This window comes from Fodinisporobacter ferrooxydans (assembly GCF_022818495.1).
Taxonomy (GTDB): domain Bacteria; phylum Bacillota; class Bacilli; order Tumebacillales; family MYW30-H2; genus Fodinisporobacter; species Fodinisporobacter ferrooxydans.
Genome location: NZ_CP089291.1, coordinates 632905 through 648337, shown reverse-complemented (window position 1 = coordinate 648337; position 15433 = coordinate 632905). Strand labels below are relative to the sequence as shown.

General features: G+C 42.0%; 17 protein-coding genes, 1 tRNA gene, 2 pseudogenes and 1 riboswitch. Of the genes and pseudogenes, 9 read left to right on the top strand and 11 right to left on the bottom strand.

The features are described from left to right. Window positions 1–284: 284 nt before the first annotated feature. A complete protein-coding gene (locus tag LSG31_RS03180) occupies window positions 285–1139 on the bottom strand; it encodes a C40 family peptidase (protein ID WP_347437962.1) in 855 nt (284 codons plus the stop codon). Window positions 1140–1144: 5 nt separating this feature from the next. Then, window positions 1145–1269, bottom strand: a riboswitch (cyclic di-AMP (ydaO/yuaA leader). Window positions 1270–1499: 230 nt separating this feature from the next. Here LSG31_RS03180 and LSG31_RS03175 point away from each other — a divergent pair. From LSG31_RS03175 to LSG31_RS03155, 5 genes are read left to right on the top strand one after another with little or no spacing between them, the layout of a single operon-like run. Beyond that, a complete protein-coding gene (locus LSG31_RS03175; RefSeq protein WP_347437961.1) occupies window positions 1500–2192 on the top strand; it encodes a lantibiotic protection ABC transporter ATP-binding protein in 693 nt (230 codons plus the stop codon). Between the two features lie 3 nt (window positions 2193–2195). After that, a complete protein-coding gene (locus LSG31_RS03170; protein WP_347437960.1) occupies window positions 2196–2954 on the top strand; it encodes a lantibiotic immunity ABC transporter MutE/EpiE family permease subunit in 759 nt (252 codons plus the stop codon). Further along, window positions 2954–3721, top strand: coding sequence for a lantibiotic immunity ABC transporter MutG family permease subunit (locus LSG31_RS03165; RefSeq protein ID WP_347437959.1), 768 nt, complete (start codon window positions 2954–2956; stop codon window positions 3719–3721). Before LSG31_RS03170 ends, LSG31_RS03165 begins: the two co-directional genes overlap by 1 nt. 36 nt (window positions 3722–3757) lie before the next feature. Further along, window positions 3758–4453 (top strand): response regulator transcription factor, encoded by a 696-nt coding sequence (locus LSG31_RS03160; RefSeq protein WP_347437958.1) that lies wholly within the window; start codon window positions 3758–3760, stop codon window positions 4451–4453. A gap of 37 nt (window positions 4454–4490) precedes the next feature. After that, window positions 4491–5927, top strand: coding sequence for a HAMP domain-containing sensor histidine kinase (locus LSG31_RS03155; RefSeq protein WP_347437957.1), 1437 nt, complete (start codon window positions 4491–4493; stop codon window positions 5925–5927). Window positions 5928–6080: 153 nt separating this feature from the next. Here LSG31_RS03155 and LSG31_RS03150 read toward each other — a convergent pair whose 3' ends face one another. The 5 genes from LSG31_RS03150 to LSG31_RS03130 form a co-directional block, all read right to left on the bottom strand. Beyond that, the gene (locus tag LSG31_RS03150; RefSeq protein ID WP_347437956.1) at window positions 6081–6263 is read right to left on the bottom strand and encodes a hypothetical protein; all 183 of its coding nucleotides are present in this window, start codon (window positions 6261–6263) and stop codon (window positions 6081–6083) included. Next, a complete protein-coding gene (locus LSG31_RS03145) occupies window positions 6181–6477 on the bottom strand; it encodes a VIT1/CCC1 transporter family protein (protein ID WP_347437955.1) in 297 nt (98 codons plus the stop codon). Before LSG31_RS03145 ends, LSG31_RS03150 begins: the two co-directional genes overlap by 83 nt. Window positions 6478–7130: 653 nt before the next feature. After that, window positions 7131–8000 carry a class I SAM-dependent methyltransferase gene (locus LSG31_RS03140; RefSeq protein ID WP_347437954.1) on the bottom strand — a complete coding sequence of 290 codons (870 nt, stop codon included), beginning with the start codon at window positions 7998–8000 and terminating at the stop codon, window positions 7131–7133. A 159-nt stretch (window positions 8001–8159) separates the two neighbouring features. After that, a complete protein-coding gene (locus LSG31_RS03135; protein WP_347437953.1) occupies window positions 8160–9515 on the bottom strand; it encodes a HAMP domain-containing sensor histidine kinase in 1356 nt (451 codons plus the stop codon). Continuing rightward, complete coding sequence (locus tag LSG31_RS03130) at window positions 9512–10216, bottom strand: response regulator transcription factor (RefSeq protein ID WP_347437952.1); 705 nt, start codon at window positions 10214–10216, stop codon at window positions 9512–9514. The genes LSG31_RS03135 and LSG31_RS03130 overlap by 4 nt, the downstream gene beginning before the upstream one ends. Before the next feature lie 504 nt (window positions 10217–10720). Here LSG31_RS03130 and LSG31_RS03125 point away from each other — a divergent pair. Next, complete coding sequence (locus LSG31_RS03125) at window positions 10721–11164, top strand: DUF2269 family protein (RefSeq protein ID WP_347437951.1); 444 nt, start codon at window positions 10721–10723, stop codon at window positions 11162–11164. Window positions 11165–11859: 695 nt separating this feature from the next. Further along, entirely contained in the window at window positions 11860–11940 is an 81-nt protein-coding gene (locus LSG31_RS23245; protein ID WP_430734264.1) for a putative holin-like toxin, read from the top strand. Window positions 11941–12125: 185 nt separating this feature from the next. On the opposite strand, the gene LSG31_RS03120 is transcribed toward LSG31_RS23245, so the two are convergent. The 3 genes from LSG31_RS03120 to LSG31_RS03110 form a co-directional block, all read right to left on the bottom strand. Then, window positions 12126–12197 (bottom strand) — tRNA-Arg (locus LSG31_RS03120). A 48-nt stretch (window positions 12198–12245) separates the two neighbouring features. Further along, window positions 12246–12380: a hypothetical protein gene (locus tag LSG31_RS03115; protein ID WP_347437950.1), complete on the bottom strand. Its 135-nt coding sequence runs from the start codon at window positions 12378–12380 to the stop codon at window positions 12246–12248. Window positions 12381–12473: 93 nt separating this feature from the next. Then, entirely contained in the window at window positions 12474–12674 is a 201-nt protein-coding gene (locus LSG31_RS03110; protein ID WP_347437949.1) for a cold-shock protein, read from the bottom strand. Between the two features lie 235 nt (window positions 12675–12909). Here LSG31_RS03110 and LSG31_RS03105 point away from each other — a divergent pair, with 235 nt between their 5' ends. Next, on the top strand, window positions 12910–13512 hold the full coding sequence (locus LSG31_RS03105) for a fatty acid desaturase (protein WP_347437948.1): 603 nt from the start codon (window positions 12910–12912) through the stop codon (window positions 13510–13512). An 84-nt stretch (window positions 13513–13596) separates the two neighbouring features. Here the strand turns inward: LSG31_RS03105 and LSG31_RS23240 are convergent. Both LSG31_RS23240 and LSG31_RS03100 read right to left on the bottom strand, forming a co-directional pair. After that, a pseudogene (locus tag LSG31_RS23240) lies at window positions 13597–13725 on the bottom strand (stalk domain-containing protein); the annotation flags it as partial. After that, window positions 13680–14231, bottom strand: a pseudogene (locus LSG31_RS03100) (phosphodiester glycosidase family protein); the annotation flags it as partial. The pseudogenes LSG31_RS23240 and LSG31_RS03100, both read right to left, overlap by 46 nt. Before the next feature lie 367 nt (window positions 14232–14598). Here LSG31_RS03100 and thiD point away from each other — a divergent pair. Further along, complete coding sequence (thiD, locus tag LSG31_RS03095) at window positions 14599–15396, top strand: bifunctional hydroxymethylpyrimidine kinase/phosphomethylpyrimidine kinase (RefSeq protein ID WP_347437946.1); 798 nt, start codon at window positions 14599–14601, stop codon at window positions 15394–15396. Window positions 15397–15433: the final 37 nt, after the last annotated feature.

Here is a 15433-nt window from a genome sequence, read left to right as displayed (position 1 = left end):
AAAATTTTACTGCTTTTGTCCGTATCAAAAAGGAAATATGTCTTCACTTTGCATGCGATCTCGCTCTATCAAATTCGACTTTCAATTCGACTTCCTTAACGAAATAAAACCAGTGACAGGAAAGATGGAACGATCCTTGAGTCTATTTAATTCAAGTCTAACGATTGCTTGGATTAATAGCAACAGCATTCAATAATTGTTCAACATTCAATATTTGCCGGATAACGATATCGGTGAAAATAAAACAGCCACCCCCATTGGGAATAGCTGTTGCATTCGATTGTTTAAAACATTCGTTTGACTACCGTTATATGGTTATACCAATAGGAGCCCGGGGATACTTTGAGATATCCGACTTTCCCCAATCCGCCCCCTTCTTCAATCATTTGGCCGTTGCCTGCATAAATGCCAACGTGACCACCTTTGTTAAAGATAATGAGATCGCCGGGGCGCATATCTTTTGTCGGAACAGGTGTACCGATCGAATGGTATTGGGTTTGGGAAGCGCCACTCATTTTATAACCCAATGCGTGATGATATACGTAAGCGGTGAAGTTTGAGCAATCAAAGCCATACTGGCCGCGATCTTCATTATGCCCCCATCTGTATGGCGTGCCCAGTTTGCTTTGAGCCACTTGCATGACTGCATTAAACTTTGTTTGGTAATCGGCGCCTAGAGATGCCAGTGGCTGCATACTTGCATCATAACCAACTCCTGGAGGGAGTTGTGCAGACGTAGAATAGGTACTTGTTGAACTGCTAGAGTTCGGTTGTGCTTGTACTACCGGAGGTTTTGAATTTGTAGATAGGGATGTAGATGTTGGTGTAGCAACTGATGTAAGCTTGTCCGATGCAGAGCTGGTATTTTTCATAGGATCTGCCGATTTGTTTAAACTGGCAGAGGAGTTGCGATACAAAGTAGTATCTGCTTGAGGATTGCCTTTCCCATTGTCTTGTTGGTTGCTTCCGTTCATTCGATCTGTATTTCGTTGATTGGCATGATTCCAACGATGTACAATCTTGTTTTGTGTCTGTTCACCATTGTGATCTTGATAATTTGTGTCCGCAAATGCAGGACTTACCATGGCAGCGGCGATGCTGCCAACAGCTAATACAGATAGAACCGTTTTTTTCAACATGACAGAATTCCTCCCTGTAGCCTGCGAGGTTAGCTGACGGGTTCGGATAAGAGGATACCCGACCATAAAAATGGTTTCACCCCAAAAATGGATCCCCCGCGCTCAAGATGAGCTTCGGCTTTATTTGTGTACTTGCCCTTAAAACTTTATCAGAAATGATGAGGGACATCAGCCCTCAATATATGGAACGGCAGTGCATGATTGGAACGGGAGGAATACTATTGGTAATAATTTCGGTAGTGATATCGGTGTTTCCCCAGTCCGAAAATCGGTCCCGAACTTTATACATTCTTTAGAATTAGCTGATACATTTTGGGTGGAAACAGGGATTATTTGTATGAGGAAAGGGGAAGCAAGAAGATGCCGAACTTACTATTGGAAACGAAAAATCTTAAAAAATATTATGGAAAACAGCTCGTGGTGAATGGCGTATCACTTGGTATACCAAAAGGCTCCATATATGGATTGCTGGGACCGAATGGTGCAGGAAAATCTACGACATTAAAGATGATTACAGGACTTTTGCAGCCGTCAAGCGGTGAAATCGTTGTTTTTGGCGAACCGTGGCAACGCAAGCACCTGGGGCGAATGGGAGCGCTTATTGAATCGCCTGCCCTATACGGCAACCTGACAGCGGCAGAGAATCTGCTTGTTCACACAAAATTGATGGGCCTTCCAAACCAGAGGATTTGCGAAGTGCTTGAAACGGTAGATTTGAAAGCTGCTGGCAAAAAGCTGGTATCGCAGTTTTCCATGGGAATGAAGCAGAGGCTCGGCATTGCAATTGCACTTCTAGGCCACCCTGAATTATTGATACTCGATGAGCCGGCAAATGGCCTTGATCCGATTGGCATTCAAGAACTTAGGGAACTTATCCGTTCCTTCCCCAAAAAAGGAATTACGGTCATTCTCTCTAGCCATTTATTGCCGGAAGTGTCACAGCTTGTTGACCATGTTGGCATAATAAGCGATGGAGAACTCAAGTATCAGGGGGAAATCAGTCATAAGGAAGATCTTGAGAAATTATTCATGAAAGTTGTAAAAGGAGATTGAAACATGATAAACATGGCAAAATCAGAGTTGCTTAAATACAAGAGGACATTTGCAAGGCGTATAATAGTGTTTGCGCCACTGCTTTTCATACTGATTGCATTGCCGCAAAAATTATTCATGCCGGCTGATTATTTGCGACCATGGCAGCTTCTGCTCGATCAAGTGTACAATTGGTGGCCGGTACTGTTTGTTCCCCTTGGCACCGCATTATTGGCTTCACTCGTGCAGCTTCAGGAGAAGAAGGCAGGAAATTATCGCAATATGAGGGTTCACAATATCCCAGCCTTCCTAATATGGATTGGCAAGGTGGCAGGAATGGCCTATCATATGTTTCTTGCGACATGGATCCTTTTTGCGGCTGTCATCGCATCGGGCTGGATGACAGCCGGAGGAGCCATTCCATGGATCAAGATTTTTGCGGGGGGTTTCGCAATCTGGCTGACGTCGCTGGCAGTTATACCGCTTCAGCTATGGGCGGCAGCATGGAAGGGCACATTTTTCAGTATGATTCTGGGGCTTGCCGGACTGATTGCTGGGGTCATGGCGGCATCGGACCCGTACTGGATATACGTGCCGTGGAGCTGGCCGACACGACTGATGAGCGCAATAATCGGAGTACACCCGAATGGGATTGCCTTAAACCCGTCCGATCCCCTTAGGGATCCTTCCGTCATTCCGGTCGGGATCGCTGTTTCATTCGTTGCTTTTATCATGTTTACTTTGCTTACTGCAGTGTGGTTTGAGAGAAGGGAAGCAAGTTGATGAGACTATTCGCGGCGGAATGGATGAAGACAAAGCGCACTCCTATACGATGGCTTGCATGGTTGCCACCGTTGATTTTTGCAGCGCTTTTCACATGGTATGTTTCAAGGCAGACCATTACGATTGATAGGCAAATTTCAATCTTTCAAGCATTTTTTGAAGTATGGACGGCGGTGGTCATTCCTTTTGGCATAGGCGTTGTATCCGGGATTATGATACATCAGGAGGAACTTGCCGGCAGTTTCGGCGGATTACTCGGAAGCAAACGGCCGCGTCGGGATTTGTACATGGGGAAATTTGCAGTGCTTCTGCTGGTGACATTGGCAAGCACCATGCTTGCGACAATACTATTTGTTGCGGGACTTGCTGGTATAGCGGCCATACACATCTCTTGGCCGATTTTTATCGCAGCGGCACTACTGGCTATGGCAGGAACCCTTCCGCTATTGGCATTTCATTTGTGGATAAGTTTTGCGAAGGGCATGGGTGCATCCATTGGCATTGGCGGTGTCGGTGTTCTCATAGCCGCTTTGATGGCAACAAATCTCGGCAATACAATTTGGCAATTCGTGCCGTGGGCTTGGCCGGTGCGTTTGACCGGATTGGCGGGAGCATATTTGCCCGGCATAAAAATACCCTCCCAAATGATCGCTTCAGGTTTTGTCATCAATCAAGGGATGAAAGGTCTTGTTCTGGCCGCAATATGCTTCGTTCTCCTGTTGGTGGGAGGTTTGGCTTGGTTTAACACATGGGAAGGCAGGAAATGATATGAATAGCAACAGATGAAAGGAATTCATGATCTCATGAGCAGGATTCTTATCATTGACGATGAGAAAGATTTGGTCGATCTATTAAAAGATTCTCTGGAAAGCAGAGGTCATATTGTATCCGTAGCATTTGATGGCGAAAGCGGCCTTAAAAAAGCCCAGGAACAGCCGGATATCATTATTCTCGACATCATGATGCCAGGTGTTGACGGATATGAAGTATGCCGGTCGCTGCGAGATCAGGTTTTTTGCCCGATTATTTTTTTGAGTGCCAGACAATCAGAGACTGACAGGCTGAGAGGCCTTGCTTTAGGTGGCGATGATTTTTTGACAAAGCCATTTAGTCTGAAAGAACTGCTTGCGAGAATTGATGCACATATAAGGAGGGAGAAAAGAGCCGTCTTTCTGAATCATTCAAATAAGAGAATGTTGATAAACTTGGCGAATCTGTCAATTGATTTAAAAGCAAGACAATTTTGGGTGGACGGCAATCTCCTTTCTCTAACGAAACGGGAGTTTGAAATATTGGAATTGTTTGTCATGCATCCGGGCCAGGTATTTTCAAAAGAGCAAATTTATGAAAAGGTCTGGGGGTATGATGCGGAAGGAGACTATTCAACTGTGACAGAGCATGTGAAAAATATACGGGCAAAACTAGCAAAATTGGATCATGCTACAGAGTATATATCGACAGTATGGGGAATCGGATATCGTTTTAATAAATGGATGTAAAAGGAAATCCTATATTATGTTTGGCGGATGTGGTGAAATGTTGGAAAGAAAATCACTCAAGTCCCAATTTGTTATAACATTTTTTTTTATAATACTGGCAAGCATCCTCTGCACAATCGCTACTTATTTTGCCGGTTATGCCATTTATATAAATATTGAATATAAAAACATGTATCCGGCGAATTACTATGAAAAGCAAATACCTGCGATTGAAACCTATGTCAGAAAAAAGGGTGCAAGGATAGTAAACCGGGAAGAAAAACAGTCCATGGATCGGATGATTCCTGCGAAAGGCATTCTATATGAGGTTATGGATGAAAATGGAAAACGAGTATACGGAACAGATGATAAACAAATATTACAAGGCAAAACGCAATTGTTGCATACAATCAATACTACAATCGGAATAGACGGAAGGTATGTAAGAATCATTCCAATATTCAATTCCCATGACAAAATACGCGGAGCTGTTTCATTGTCGTATATATTAACTCCGCATTATGCAAGCACATTTGATAAAATGTGGATCGTACCGGTATTGATAGGAATTGTTTTATCCCCCTTTGTTTATATTGCCGTCTTTACATTGCTCTTTTCCAAGAGGATTGCCGATACGATAGGAAGACCGGTAAACATGCTTATAGATGCGGCAAAAAAGGTCAAAGAAAAGGATCTTGATTTTCAAATCGATTATGATGCAGACAATGAGCTTGGCAAACTTTGTGAAGCGTTTACCGACATGAAAAAAGAACTGAAAGAGTCTCTGCTTTCACAGTGGAAGGCGGAACAGAACAGGCGTGAGATGGTTCATGCGCTGGCGCATGACTTGAAAACCCCCTTTTCCATAATATTGGGTTATGTTGAGGCACTACTGGAGGGAAACCATCGCGATGCGGAAAAGACCGAAAAATATTTAAAAGTCATACAAGACAATGCAAACAAAGGGTCAGTGCTTGTCAAAGAAATGCTTTTCGCCGCAGAGTTGGAAGCATCCGGCGCAGACCTTCATGCTACCCCGGTCGATATGGATTCATTTTTACTGCAAAAAACAGAGAGCTATGAAATGCTTGCGAAACATAAACAGATACATTTTAAAGTTGACGTAACATATGAAAATCGGGATGCAACCATATGTTCTGTCGACGCGGTAAAGCTTGAGCGCATACTGGACAATATCATATTGAACAGCATACGCTATACGCCGAATTTTGGAATGATAACGATACATGCGGATGTTGCGTTTGATCGTATCCATTTTCAGATATGCGATACAGGAAAAGGATTCAGCAATAAAGACCTGTCCAATCTTTTTGATAAATTCTACAGGGGGGATGAGTCCCGTTCTTCCAAAAACGGCCATGCCGGACTCGGCCTTTACATCGCAAAAAAACTGGTAGAAATGCACGGCGGTACAATCCTTGCATACAATACCCAAGACGGCGGAGCATGTATGGAATTTGCTTTATTTTTCTAAAAGTGCGTGTTCAAAAAGGCTCTGTGCAGGGGCAGGCGCGAGCACTCATGTAGTCGCTCAGACAGGGCAAATCGTTTTGCCTACTTACGCACGTATAAGAGGTGGCAAAACCATATGCAAACTCGCGCTTTATATGAGTTGCTCGCACCTGCCCTAAGGTACTTTAGGCTTTTTGTACGAAAATAACATTTTCATGTGATGCGGTGGCTGAAAGGCCACATAAGTTTTGAACATCCTCTTTTGAACATCCTCTTTAATAAAACCAAATGTGAAGAGAGCAATTAGAGTAAGAATCACGGAAACAATGAGGGCAGTTGAAACGGTTGATAGCACCATATATGGTGCTAAAGGAATCAGTCCGCCTACTATATAGGATATTCCGATTGATAGTGTTCGCGATCTGTTCTTGCAGCCAAAAACCCCTCAAGCCCATTGCGATAGATCCCGCCGCTATTTCGGCAATTCCGGCTGTAACCAATAAAGTCGTGGTGGAAACCGTGCCAGCCAGGCCAGCGACAAGTGCAAAAGGTACTGTTAGTCCGTCCGACATGCCAATTACAATATCTCGAATCATATCAGATGCAGTGAAGTGTTTTTCAAGATGATGAATCGAAGCGGTATCTCCCTATTTATCAATAATTTGCATCTGTGAAAATAAAAATATACATTATCTTGGCTGTCCGATGGAACAAAAATATATGGGTGGCAATGGGGCTGTCTTGTTACGCAAGAGAAAGGAGCCAAGACAGGCATTCAAGCAAAACGTTATAAGAGGATGTTCAAAACAAGCAGAGGAACTTGCAAAAGCAAATGGCGTGAAACTGCAGGATGGAAATGATCTGGTAAAATCTTTCCACTAGGGAAACATACTGGAATCAGAATAATGAAATGAGTTTGCAGATGTGTATGCCCTGAATTTTATTTTACATTAATTACCAATAAAAAACTTTTAAAATTTCCACTAATCAAGTCTGTAACCGCATAATACTGTATCTGATTTTTTGCCAACTCTGGCATCTCCGAATCGATATCCACATTGTTCCCGTTATTATTGGAAGTGGTGGAATTATCCACTGCGACTTTTGGGGTTACAGTATCGTCTGAATACGTATTGATAGGAAAAAATCGCGGATCGGTCTCTGTTGCTTTTTCAAGAGAAATTGTTTTTGTATTAGAGTTTAGATATCCCTGAAGGATTGTGTATCAATTCGGTCTCTGAGCGAGTGTGACGACTTGTGCATTTGATACAAAACCATATGCGCTTTCCCCGTGTGCCGATACTTTTTGTATACATTGATGGAATTCTTTCTCTGTCATAATTTCGAATTCTAATATAGCATCTTTGACTCTCATATAATGATCCAGCATCATTTTTTGATCAATGTTTTCCATTGTTTGTTTTTGGAATTGAGTCTGAGTTATGATGGTGGCGGATATATTCTTGAATTCTGCATGATGCAAATAGCTGGGCAATTTTCTGCCGATATACCGGTCTCCGCCCCGAAGTTTTTGCACCTGGCTTAACGCTTTACGTAATTGTTTTTCTTCCGGCAAAGGTTCCGGATACGTCAATACCAATTGATCGTCCACATCAATCAGGCAGACTATGCCACCGGGACGGAGCACGCGAAAAATCTCCTCCAAAACATGCAATGGATTGGTTAAGTGCTGAAAAACATACCACGAAATGACAAAGTCAAACGAATTGTCATCATAAGGCAGTTGATTGGCGTCCCCCCATTGATAATGAATATCCCCTGGCAGTTTCATCTGATTTTCAATTCTATTTTTCATTTGATGAGCGATTTTGATTTTTGCTTGGTCGATGTCGATCCCTTCCACTTTAACCTGCCAATGACTTGCCAACTCCAAAGGCACGGCGCCAAATCCAGTGCCTAGATCCAAGATACGGTAGCTTGGTTGTATAGGCAATGAATGTAAAATGGAACGTCTTGAAATGGACATATAGTATGTTTGAAGCATCAACCACCAATCGTTCAATTCCGTTTTCTCCTTGAGAAACAGTTCATATTGTCTGTCAATTTCCTCATAAAATGCTGTCAGTGTGTCCATTCTTTCCTCCGATAGCATGTATCTTTAAAGAAATACCTTCAGTATTTCTTGTCGATTCAAGTTTTTTATTGCACATGTACATTTTAATCGGAGAAAATGAAAGTATACTAAGAATTCTATGAGATTTGAATGAGAATAGATTGAATAGTCTGAAGTTTATTATGTCTTATTGGGGATTTTGACCATGATTTTGCTTCCTTTTCCCTCTATTGACTTGATGGCAATCGTGCCTTGATGCTGCATGACAATAGCTTTTGCTATCGACAGTCCCAATCCCGTACCGCCGGTTTTTCGATGACGGGCCTTGTCGACACGATAAAATCGTTCAAAAATGAACGGAATTTCTTTCTCGGGAATTCCAATTCCGTAATCAGTCACTGACAACGTTGTATATGCTGGCTGTTGATCCATATAAATTTCTACGATTTTTTCGCTGTATTTGACGGCATTGTCTATCAAAATGAGCAACAGTTGTTTTATTTTTTCCCGATCCGCCCAGATCTTTATAGATTTTGCCGGTGATTTGACCTGTATTGTCCTGCTATTCATCGTTTCAAAGAGTTGTGCCGAATCACGAGCCAATTCCACCAAATCAAAGGATTGGTACGTAAAAGTACAAGTGGTTTCGGAAGCGGCCAAAGTCAACATTTGATGAATCATCTGTTTCATTCGTACAGATTCCTCATGGATTGTTTGAATCGCCTCTTCTTGAACATTTTGATCCTGTCTTCCCCATCTTTTTAATAAATTCGTATAGCTTTCAATAATCGTGAGTGGCGTTTTTAATTCATGAGAGGCGTCCGACACGAACTGCTGTTGGCGGGCAAAGCTTTGCTTGATTCGCTCCATCATGCGGTTGAAGGTAGCTCCAAGTTGGGCCAATTCATCTTTATGCCCGGAAGAAATGGGGATTTTCCTAAATGCCATACTGCGTTCTACTTCTTCCATCGTATGAATTAAACCAGTAATGGGTCTAAGAATGGCCTTGGATAAAAAAATGCCTCCCATTATGCATAACAGAACGGCGCCAATCGATGAAAAAACCAATAATTCAATTAACAATTGAATATTTCCCTGCAATGAAACCAGTTTTTCAGCCATTACAAGGGTACCAACAATCGTACCATCAGGAAAAGCAATGGGTTTCTTCATCACCAAAATTTTATGGTTATTCACAGTGGTGACGGTCGTAATGGCTTGAGTTGAAAATGTATTTCGGATCAACACAGCATCCGCATCATTGGAGATCTGGTCGACCACTTGCGATTGGCGGTTGATCACTTGCAGCATGGAATTGTCGGGCAGAAATCCGGAAAGGACATGAACCTGATTTTTGTTCATTAAAACGGAAGCACTTACACTTTCGATTATATTGTCCACTCTGGATTTGATCATTTCCCGTTCATTGTCGGTAGCAATATGAATAAACAAATAATAAATGATAAAATTAATACAGATTAAGATGCTGATCAGCCATACTGTTGTAATCCAGATGATTTTCTTTCGAATTGTCATTTTGCGGACTCCCTCATACTGTAGCCAATGCCACGAATCGTTTGGATAAGGTGTGTGTCAAAATCATAATCGATCTTCTTCCGCAGGTAACGGATATATACGTCCACCACATTAGTGTCACCTGTGAAATTATAGCCCCAGACATGCTGTATAATTTGTTCCCTTGTCACGACAAGGTTCCAATTTTCCATTAAATAGACGAGCAGGTCAAACTCTCGCGGTGTCAGGATGATCCTCTTGCCCTCCCGGAAAACTTCGTGTGATCGATGTTTGACAACGAGCGAATTCACTTTCAATGTCTTGGGGGACGGTTCCATATTTTGTTCATGAATATGTTTGGCCAAACGAATGCAAGATCGGATTCTGGCCAGCACCTCCTCAATCTCAAACGGTTTGGTTACATAATCATTGGCTCCCTGGTCGAGCCCATTCACTTTATCCGGGATGGAATCCCGGGCAGTAATAATGATAATCGGCGTCGTCTGATTTGTATTGCGAAATCTTCGCAACACCTCGATTCCGTTTAATTCGGGCAGCATAATATCGAGCAATATTACATCCCATGCTTCCGACAAGCCAGTTTTAAGGCCTTGTCTACCGGTTTTCTCGATTGCTACCTCATATCCTTCATGAGCCAATTCCAATTGAAGGAGCCTTGCTATTCTATCTTCGTCTTCGATGACCAATATACGTTCACTCATTTTTACACCTCGCACTATCTCCAGTAAAGACTAAAGCTTATTTTATTGTACATGTAAAAATGGATTTTTCTAAATACATCTATTTTTTGTAAAGGTGGAATTTAATATGGAAGTCTTATCTGCACATAGCCCAACTTTCATGTCGGGGTTGCGGGGGAAAGCCATGATCGTTTACTCAAATATCTAGCCTATTAACAAGTCCACAAAAATCATATGGATATCATTGGAGTTTTAAACAAAAATAGGGAATTCTCTTAGTATCAATGTATGCATTTTAATATTATAATTTTTTTCGCCTTGGTCATTGGTTAATTGGAGAACTTTCCGCAGCCTCCAATTTCTATGCACCTCAAGCTTGGGAAAGCAGTCAGTTCCTTTCAAGGCAATCCTAAAGTTTTTAATTTTGCAAGCAATTCAAATAAATTTGGAATATCTGCATGTCATGATAGTTTTTCAACACATACCACTCACCGGATGTGAACACTGTAAAGGAGTCTGGATCACATGTACAGTTTATTGGTATCCATCCACATAGCAACTGCTGTTATGGGCTTGGAGGCCGCCTTCGGATTCCTAATCGTGGCTAAGAGCGCGAAAATCGAGTCTCAAGCAAAGTATACGTTGGAACTTCCGAAAAAACTGGAGTTAATTCCTAAAATAGGAAGCATTACGCTTCTTGTCACAGGGATTATTCTCGGCATCCATCCTTCCTTATTTGCAACTGGGTGGTACATCGCATCTCTTGTCCTGTATTTCGCCGCCCAGGTGATTGTGATCGGATTGCTGCCGAAGAAGATGAGAGAACAGGCTGACATTCTCGCCCAACATGCCGGCGGAGGCCTTCCAGACTCATATATTGCTGTCGGGAAGCAGGCGGGAAAGCTGGAAAGAATTACGCACTTACTAGCCTTTCTATTGATATTGTTGATGTACTATAAGCCGTTTTAAAAACTTCTATCCTTTCTTGATGGATTTTTAAAATTGCAAAAGCAGAAACAACATGATATTTGCAATCAAATGTGATATTGGGATTGCTTTCAACACTTCTGCTCATAGGCATCATCTATCCAAATTACATCATATTTAGGATAGATGATTTGATGTTATCGAATAATAAACTTTTTGTTTTTTACCCCATTGCTGAAGCAAGGGGTTTTACGCCGTCTTTGATAAAAAGTGGGTTATTGGGGAAAAAACTAACATGAACGCGAGTTTAAAGTTTTCCGAACAAATGAGTCAAGCGTAAACTCTAACGAGACGACTTGTATTTATTATGGCATTAACTTCTGGAATGTGGTGGATTCAGCATAGATGGGAGTTGTTTCAAATAGGTGGGTCGCTAAAAATAGATCATGTAATTCTTCTCCCATCGGGAAGCTCAGTTACAAGCAGCAGCTTAATTTATTCACAGACTAGCAATTTAACGATAAATCCTGATTTTCTAACGCTTGATTCACATAATAGTGAATGACTCTCCAAAGACGCGTATCATGCCCACGCATAATGCGAACTGCAGAGTTTACAGGCATCTCTGGCTAATTTTACTAGATTCATTTCGAAATATGGTATAATCCCTTATGTACAAATTGAATCGGCTCCTCAAGGGTGGTTGGCTCATCTCCTGTTGAAAGGAGGTGCGGCCTATGACAGTATACGAAGCACTATCCATCATGATTGCTTTTGGAACATTCGTAGCCATACTGTCACAAAACAAAAAGAAATAGACCCCCTTGAGCCCCCAGCTTTAGGTGAGGTCTATTTCTCCACGAAATAAACTTGAGCCAACCGCCCATTAAGGGCAATTCAATGTACACTTGCATCAAGGGTGCGCGAACACCATTGATGCTTTTATTATACCCATTATATCATGTAAAAGTTCAAAAAGTAAAAGACAACTATATGTGAAAGATGCACCCGAAGGGAATCGAACCCCTACCTCAGGTTCCGGAGACCTACGTCCTATCCATTGGACCACGGGTGCGTAGCGAACATATAAAAATATACATGATCACAATATTGAAGTCAAGCTTTATTGTTTTTTTTGGTATTCTTTATTGGTTTTTTGGGGTATTCCAGGCACAACTTCATACGCAGCCCCAATTTTTGTAACTAAAATAGGCTTTTCTTTAAATAACTCCAAACGTCCGATCATTTCACGATGCATTTAATTGTACTCCTTCGATATTGGTAAAATATTTCTGTATCAAAAAACACCCTCTCACAGATTAAGAGGGTGTTATGTTTATAAGTCTGTTATTTAGAGTACGGATACATTTGCAGCTTGTGGACCGCGGTTGCCACGAACAGTTTCAAAGCTTACACATTGTCCTTCTTCAAGGGTTTTGAATCCATTTGATTGAATTGCAGTGAAATGTACGAATACATCTTCGCCGCCTTCTACCGAAATAAATCCAAATCCTTTTTCTGCATTAAACCATTTTACTGTACCTTGTTGCATGTTATAGCCCTCCATTGACCCAATTGGTCGATTCGTTTCATTTGCGTAACAAAATGATATGAACAAATTAATACAACTAACCAACTTGAATCATGGAAGTATCATATTCAGGTAATCGGATAATCTGTATTTCAAGCATTCATTTCGAAAGTTTCGTGCAAATGTTTTCTTAGTATAACACAATGAGATGATATATGCAAACAGTGCACTGTTGGACGCTTAGGTGGATGAGTACTTGGCTTTATCCACATTTCGACAAATGGTTTACCGAATTTACCGAAACCCGTTTGTGATGTTTGGACTTGGACCAATATACATTTTTCTGATCGAATACAGATTTAATAGGAAATCTGCTAGTCAAAAAGAATGCTTAAACACCCATATAACAAATCTGGGGCTAATTGGAATTGTAGGGCTGCTTTGTTGGACAATGGATAGGCATGAATTTCTTTTAGTTCAAGGACCGATTCTTTACTTTTCAGGTATAATTGGTATTTGGCTGTTTTACGTTCAGCACCAATTTGAAGGAACCTATTTTGAGAAAGAAGATAATTGGAATTTTGTAAGTGCGGCTCTGCAAGGAAGTTCACATTATAAATTGCCGAAGATCTTACAATGGATAACCGGAAATATTGGTTTTCATCATATTCACCATCTCGCCTCAAGAGTGCCTAACTATAATCTGCAACGAGTCTATGAAAGCAATCATTCGTTTCGGAATGTTCCAGCTATCGGCTTGCTCTCCAGCTTACGTTCCTTACATTACCGTGTCTGGGACGAAGATAGTAAAAAATTTGTAGGATTTAGGGATATTACGGGACTAAAATCTATGAGATGAAATGATTCGAACTGTGTGGCTAAGGAACATAGGTGCGTCCTATTGAGTGTCGGTCCACTTTTTCTTGTTCCAACGTAATGCAACTTAATTCAATTCAACCGCATCATTGGCAGCATCCCATGTGACGCTTTTTCCCAATGACTCAGCGACAAAACGCAAAGGAATGTACGTGCTGCCGTTGAAGATCTGAGGAGCGGCATCGAGTGATACGGATTTGCCGTTGACAGCTGCTGTTTGGCTGCCGATTTGCAATTGAATGGTTGAACCGTTTGCCCATTTTGCACCAACATGGGACCTGCGGATAGCGCACTTTGCACCTGCGTCCAATCTACCGGATTTTTATTCCCATCGAGGGGCTGCACTTGGTAGCTGATAGAATCCCCATAGTGAAAGCGATCCACGTATTTGGCGGCATTCGGGTCGGTTCCAAAATATATCACATACCCATCGGGTGGAATGTAGCTGTTTCCTTCCCGGATGTGAGCCACTTTACACTGTTTTACAACCACACATGTTCCAGTATCAATGCCTGTCTGATCGCCATACGCAGGCGTGAAAATAACAATTTGTCCGGAGTTGTGGAAATTATTGTTGATGCCCCAGGCATAAAATGTCTGATCCCACTTTGTACTGCCATTGATCGATCCGGTAATGGATTTGTCGGAATCAGGAACAAATGTCAGGCGGTTACATAGTACGAGGACAAAAAAATGACGCATCATCAGGTGCGTCAACATGCCAATTTATATAAAAGGGGGTCAAATGTTATGGATTTATAGTAACCCGCGAATATTACAAGCGTATTACGAGGGTATGGGAATCGTGTGCAAATATTATGGAAAAAAATCTGCAATTAAATGGATGCCATTGTGCATTCGACTCGATCCAATTTACCTTTCAATCTCATTTGCTATTTTTGCAAAACAATGCGGACTTGAAAGATGGAATATAAAAACAATACTTTCATGGTATAATTGGAGCATCATGTGGTGAAATCAGCGAAGATAGATAGCGTGATCGATGCAATCAGCCCCTTCTGCGGAAGGGGTTTTCAAATATTTTTTACGAAATGCGGAGGTTTTCGATATGAAAGTGGCGCGGGCGTTGACGATCGCTGGCTCTGACAGCGGCGGTGGGGCTGGGATTCAAGCGGATTTAAAAACATTTCAAATGTTGGATGTATTTGGCATGTCAGCCATTACAGCCATTACGGCACAAAATACATTGGGGGTTCACGGCATTTATCCGGTTCCATTGGAAGGGATCGGATTGCAAATCGATGCGGTTGCCACAGATCTTGGCGTCGATGCCGCAAAAACGGGGATGCTGGCAGATGCTGCAATCATCCGATTGGTAGCGGATAAAGTGAAAGAACACAACATTGAAAAACTGGTGGTCGATCCGGTCATGGTGGCAAAAGGGGGAGCGCGTTTACTGCAGGAGCAGGCACAAGATGCTCTGATTCATGATCTTTTGCCGGTTGCTTTTATGACAACCCCCAATATTCCGGAAGCGGAAGTTTTGACAGGCTTGTCCATTCGGTCGCTGGTTGATATGAAGGAAGCGGCAAAGCGGATTGGGGATATGGGCGTCAAGTATGTCATTGTAAAAGGCGGACATATGCAAGGGGATGCGATCGATATTGTATTTGACGGGACATCATTTGAACAATTGGACAGCAAACGTTTTGAAACTCCCCATACCCATGGGACAGGCTGTACGTTTTCGGCCGCGATTGCTGCAGAATTGGCGAAAGGACGTCCGATATTTGAAGCGGTTGCCACAGCAAAAGCATTTATAACGGCTGCCATTCGGGAGAGCTTGGGAATCGGACATGGGCATGGGCCGACGAATCATTGGGCGTACTTTCGAAGCAATTTGTAAAAAATAGAAGCCTATTAAAACAAACATATTGAGTTAA

What these genes read in the sequence shown, in the direction of transcription:
- LSG31_RS03115 (WP_347437950.1), bottom strand. Translation starts at nt 12,380, where the DNA reads ATGCATCGTGAAATGATCGGACGTTTGGAGTTATTTAAAGAAAAGCCT.
- LSG31_RS03150 (WP_347437956.1), bottom strand. Translation starts at nt 6,263, where the DNA reads ATGGTGCTATCAACCGTTTCAACTGCCCTCATTGTTTCCGTGATTCTT.
- LSG31_RS03160 (WP_347437958.1), top strand. Translation starts at nt 3,758, where the DNA reads ATGAGCAGGATTCTTATCATTGACGATGAGAAAGATTTGGTCGATCTA.
- LSG31_RS03180 (WP_347437962.1), bottom strand. Translation starts at nt 1,139, where the DNA reads ATGTTGAAAAAAACGGTTCTATCTGTATTAGCTGTTGGCAGCATCGCC.
- LSG31_RS03135 (WP_347437953.1), bottom strand. Translation starts at nt 9,515, where the DNA reads ATGACAATTCGAAAGAAAATCATCTGGATTACAACAGTATGGCTGATC.
- LSG31_RS03165 (WP_347437959.1), top strand. Translation starts at nt 2,954, where the DNA reads ATGAGACTATTCGCGGCGGAATGGATGAAGACAAAGCGCACTCCTATA.
- LSG31_RS03175 (WP_347437961.1), top strand. Translation starts at nt 1,500, where the DNA reads ATGCCGAACTTACTATTGGAAACGAAAAATCTTAAAAAATATTATGGA.
- LSG31_RS03140 (WP_347437954.1), bottom strand. Translation starts at nt 8,000, where the DNA reads ATGGACACACTGACAGCATTTTATGAGGAAATTGACAGACAATATGAA.
- LSG31_RS23245 (WP_430734264.1), top strand. Translation starts at nt 11,860, where the DNA reads ATGACAGTATACGAAGCACTATCCATCATGATTGCTTTTGGAACATTC.
- LSG31_RS03155 (WP_347437957.1), top strand. Translation starts at nt 4,491, where the DNA reads ATGTTGGAAAGAAAATCACTCAAGTCCCAATTTGTTATAACATTTTTT.
- thiD (WP_347437946.1), top strand. Translation starts at nt 14,599, where the DNA reads ATGAAAGTGGCGCGGGCGTTGACGATCGCTGGCTCTGACAGCGGCGGT.
- LSG31_RS03110 (WP_347437949.1), bottom strand. Translation starts at nt 12,674, where the DNA reads ATGCAACAAGGTACAGTAAAATGGTTTAATGCAGAAAAAGGATTTGGA.
- LSG31_RS03170 (WP_347437960.1), top strand. Translation starts at nt 2,196, where the DNA reads ATGATAAACATGGCAAAATCAGAGTTGCTTAAATACAAGAGGACATTT.
- LSG31_RS03145 (WP_347437955.1), bottom strand. Translation starts at nt 6,477, where the DNA reads ATGTCGGACGGACTAACAGTACCTTTTGCACTTGTCGCTGGCCTGGCT.
- LSG31_RS03130 (WP_347437952.1), bottom strand. Translation starts at nt 10,216, where the DNA reads ATGAGTGAACGTATATTGGTCATCGAAGACGAAGATAGAATAGCAAGG.
- LSG31_RS03125 (WP_347437951.1), top strand. Translation starts at nt 10,721, where the DNA reads ATGTACAGTTTATTGGTATCCATCCACATAGCAACTGCTGTTATGGGC.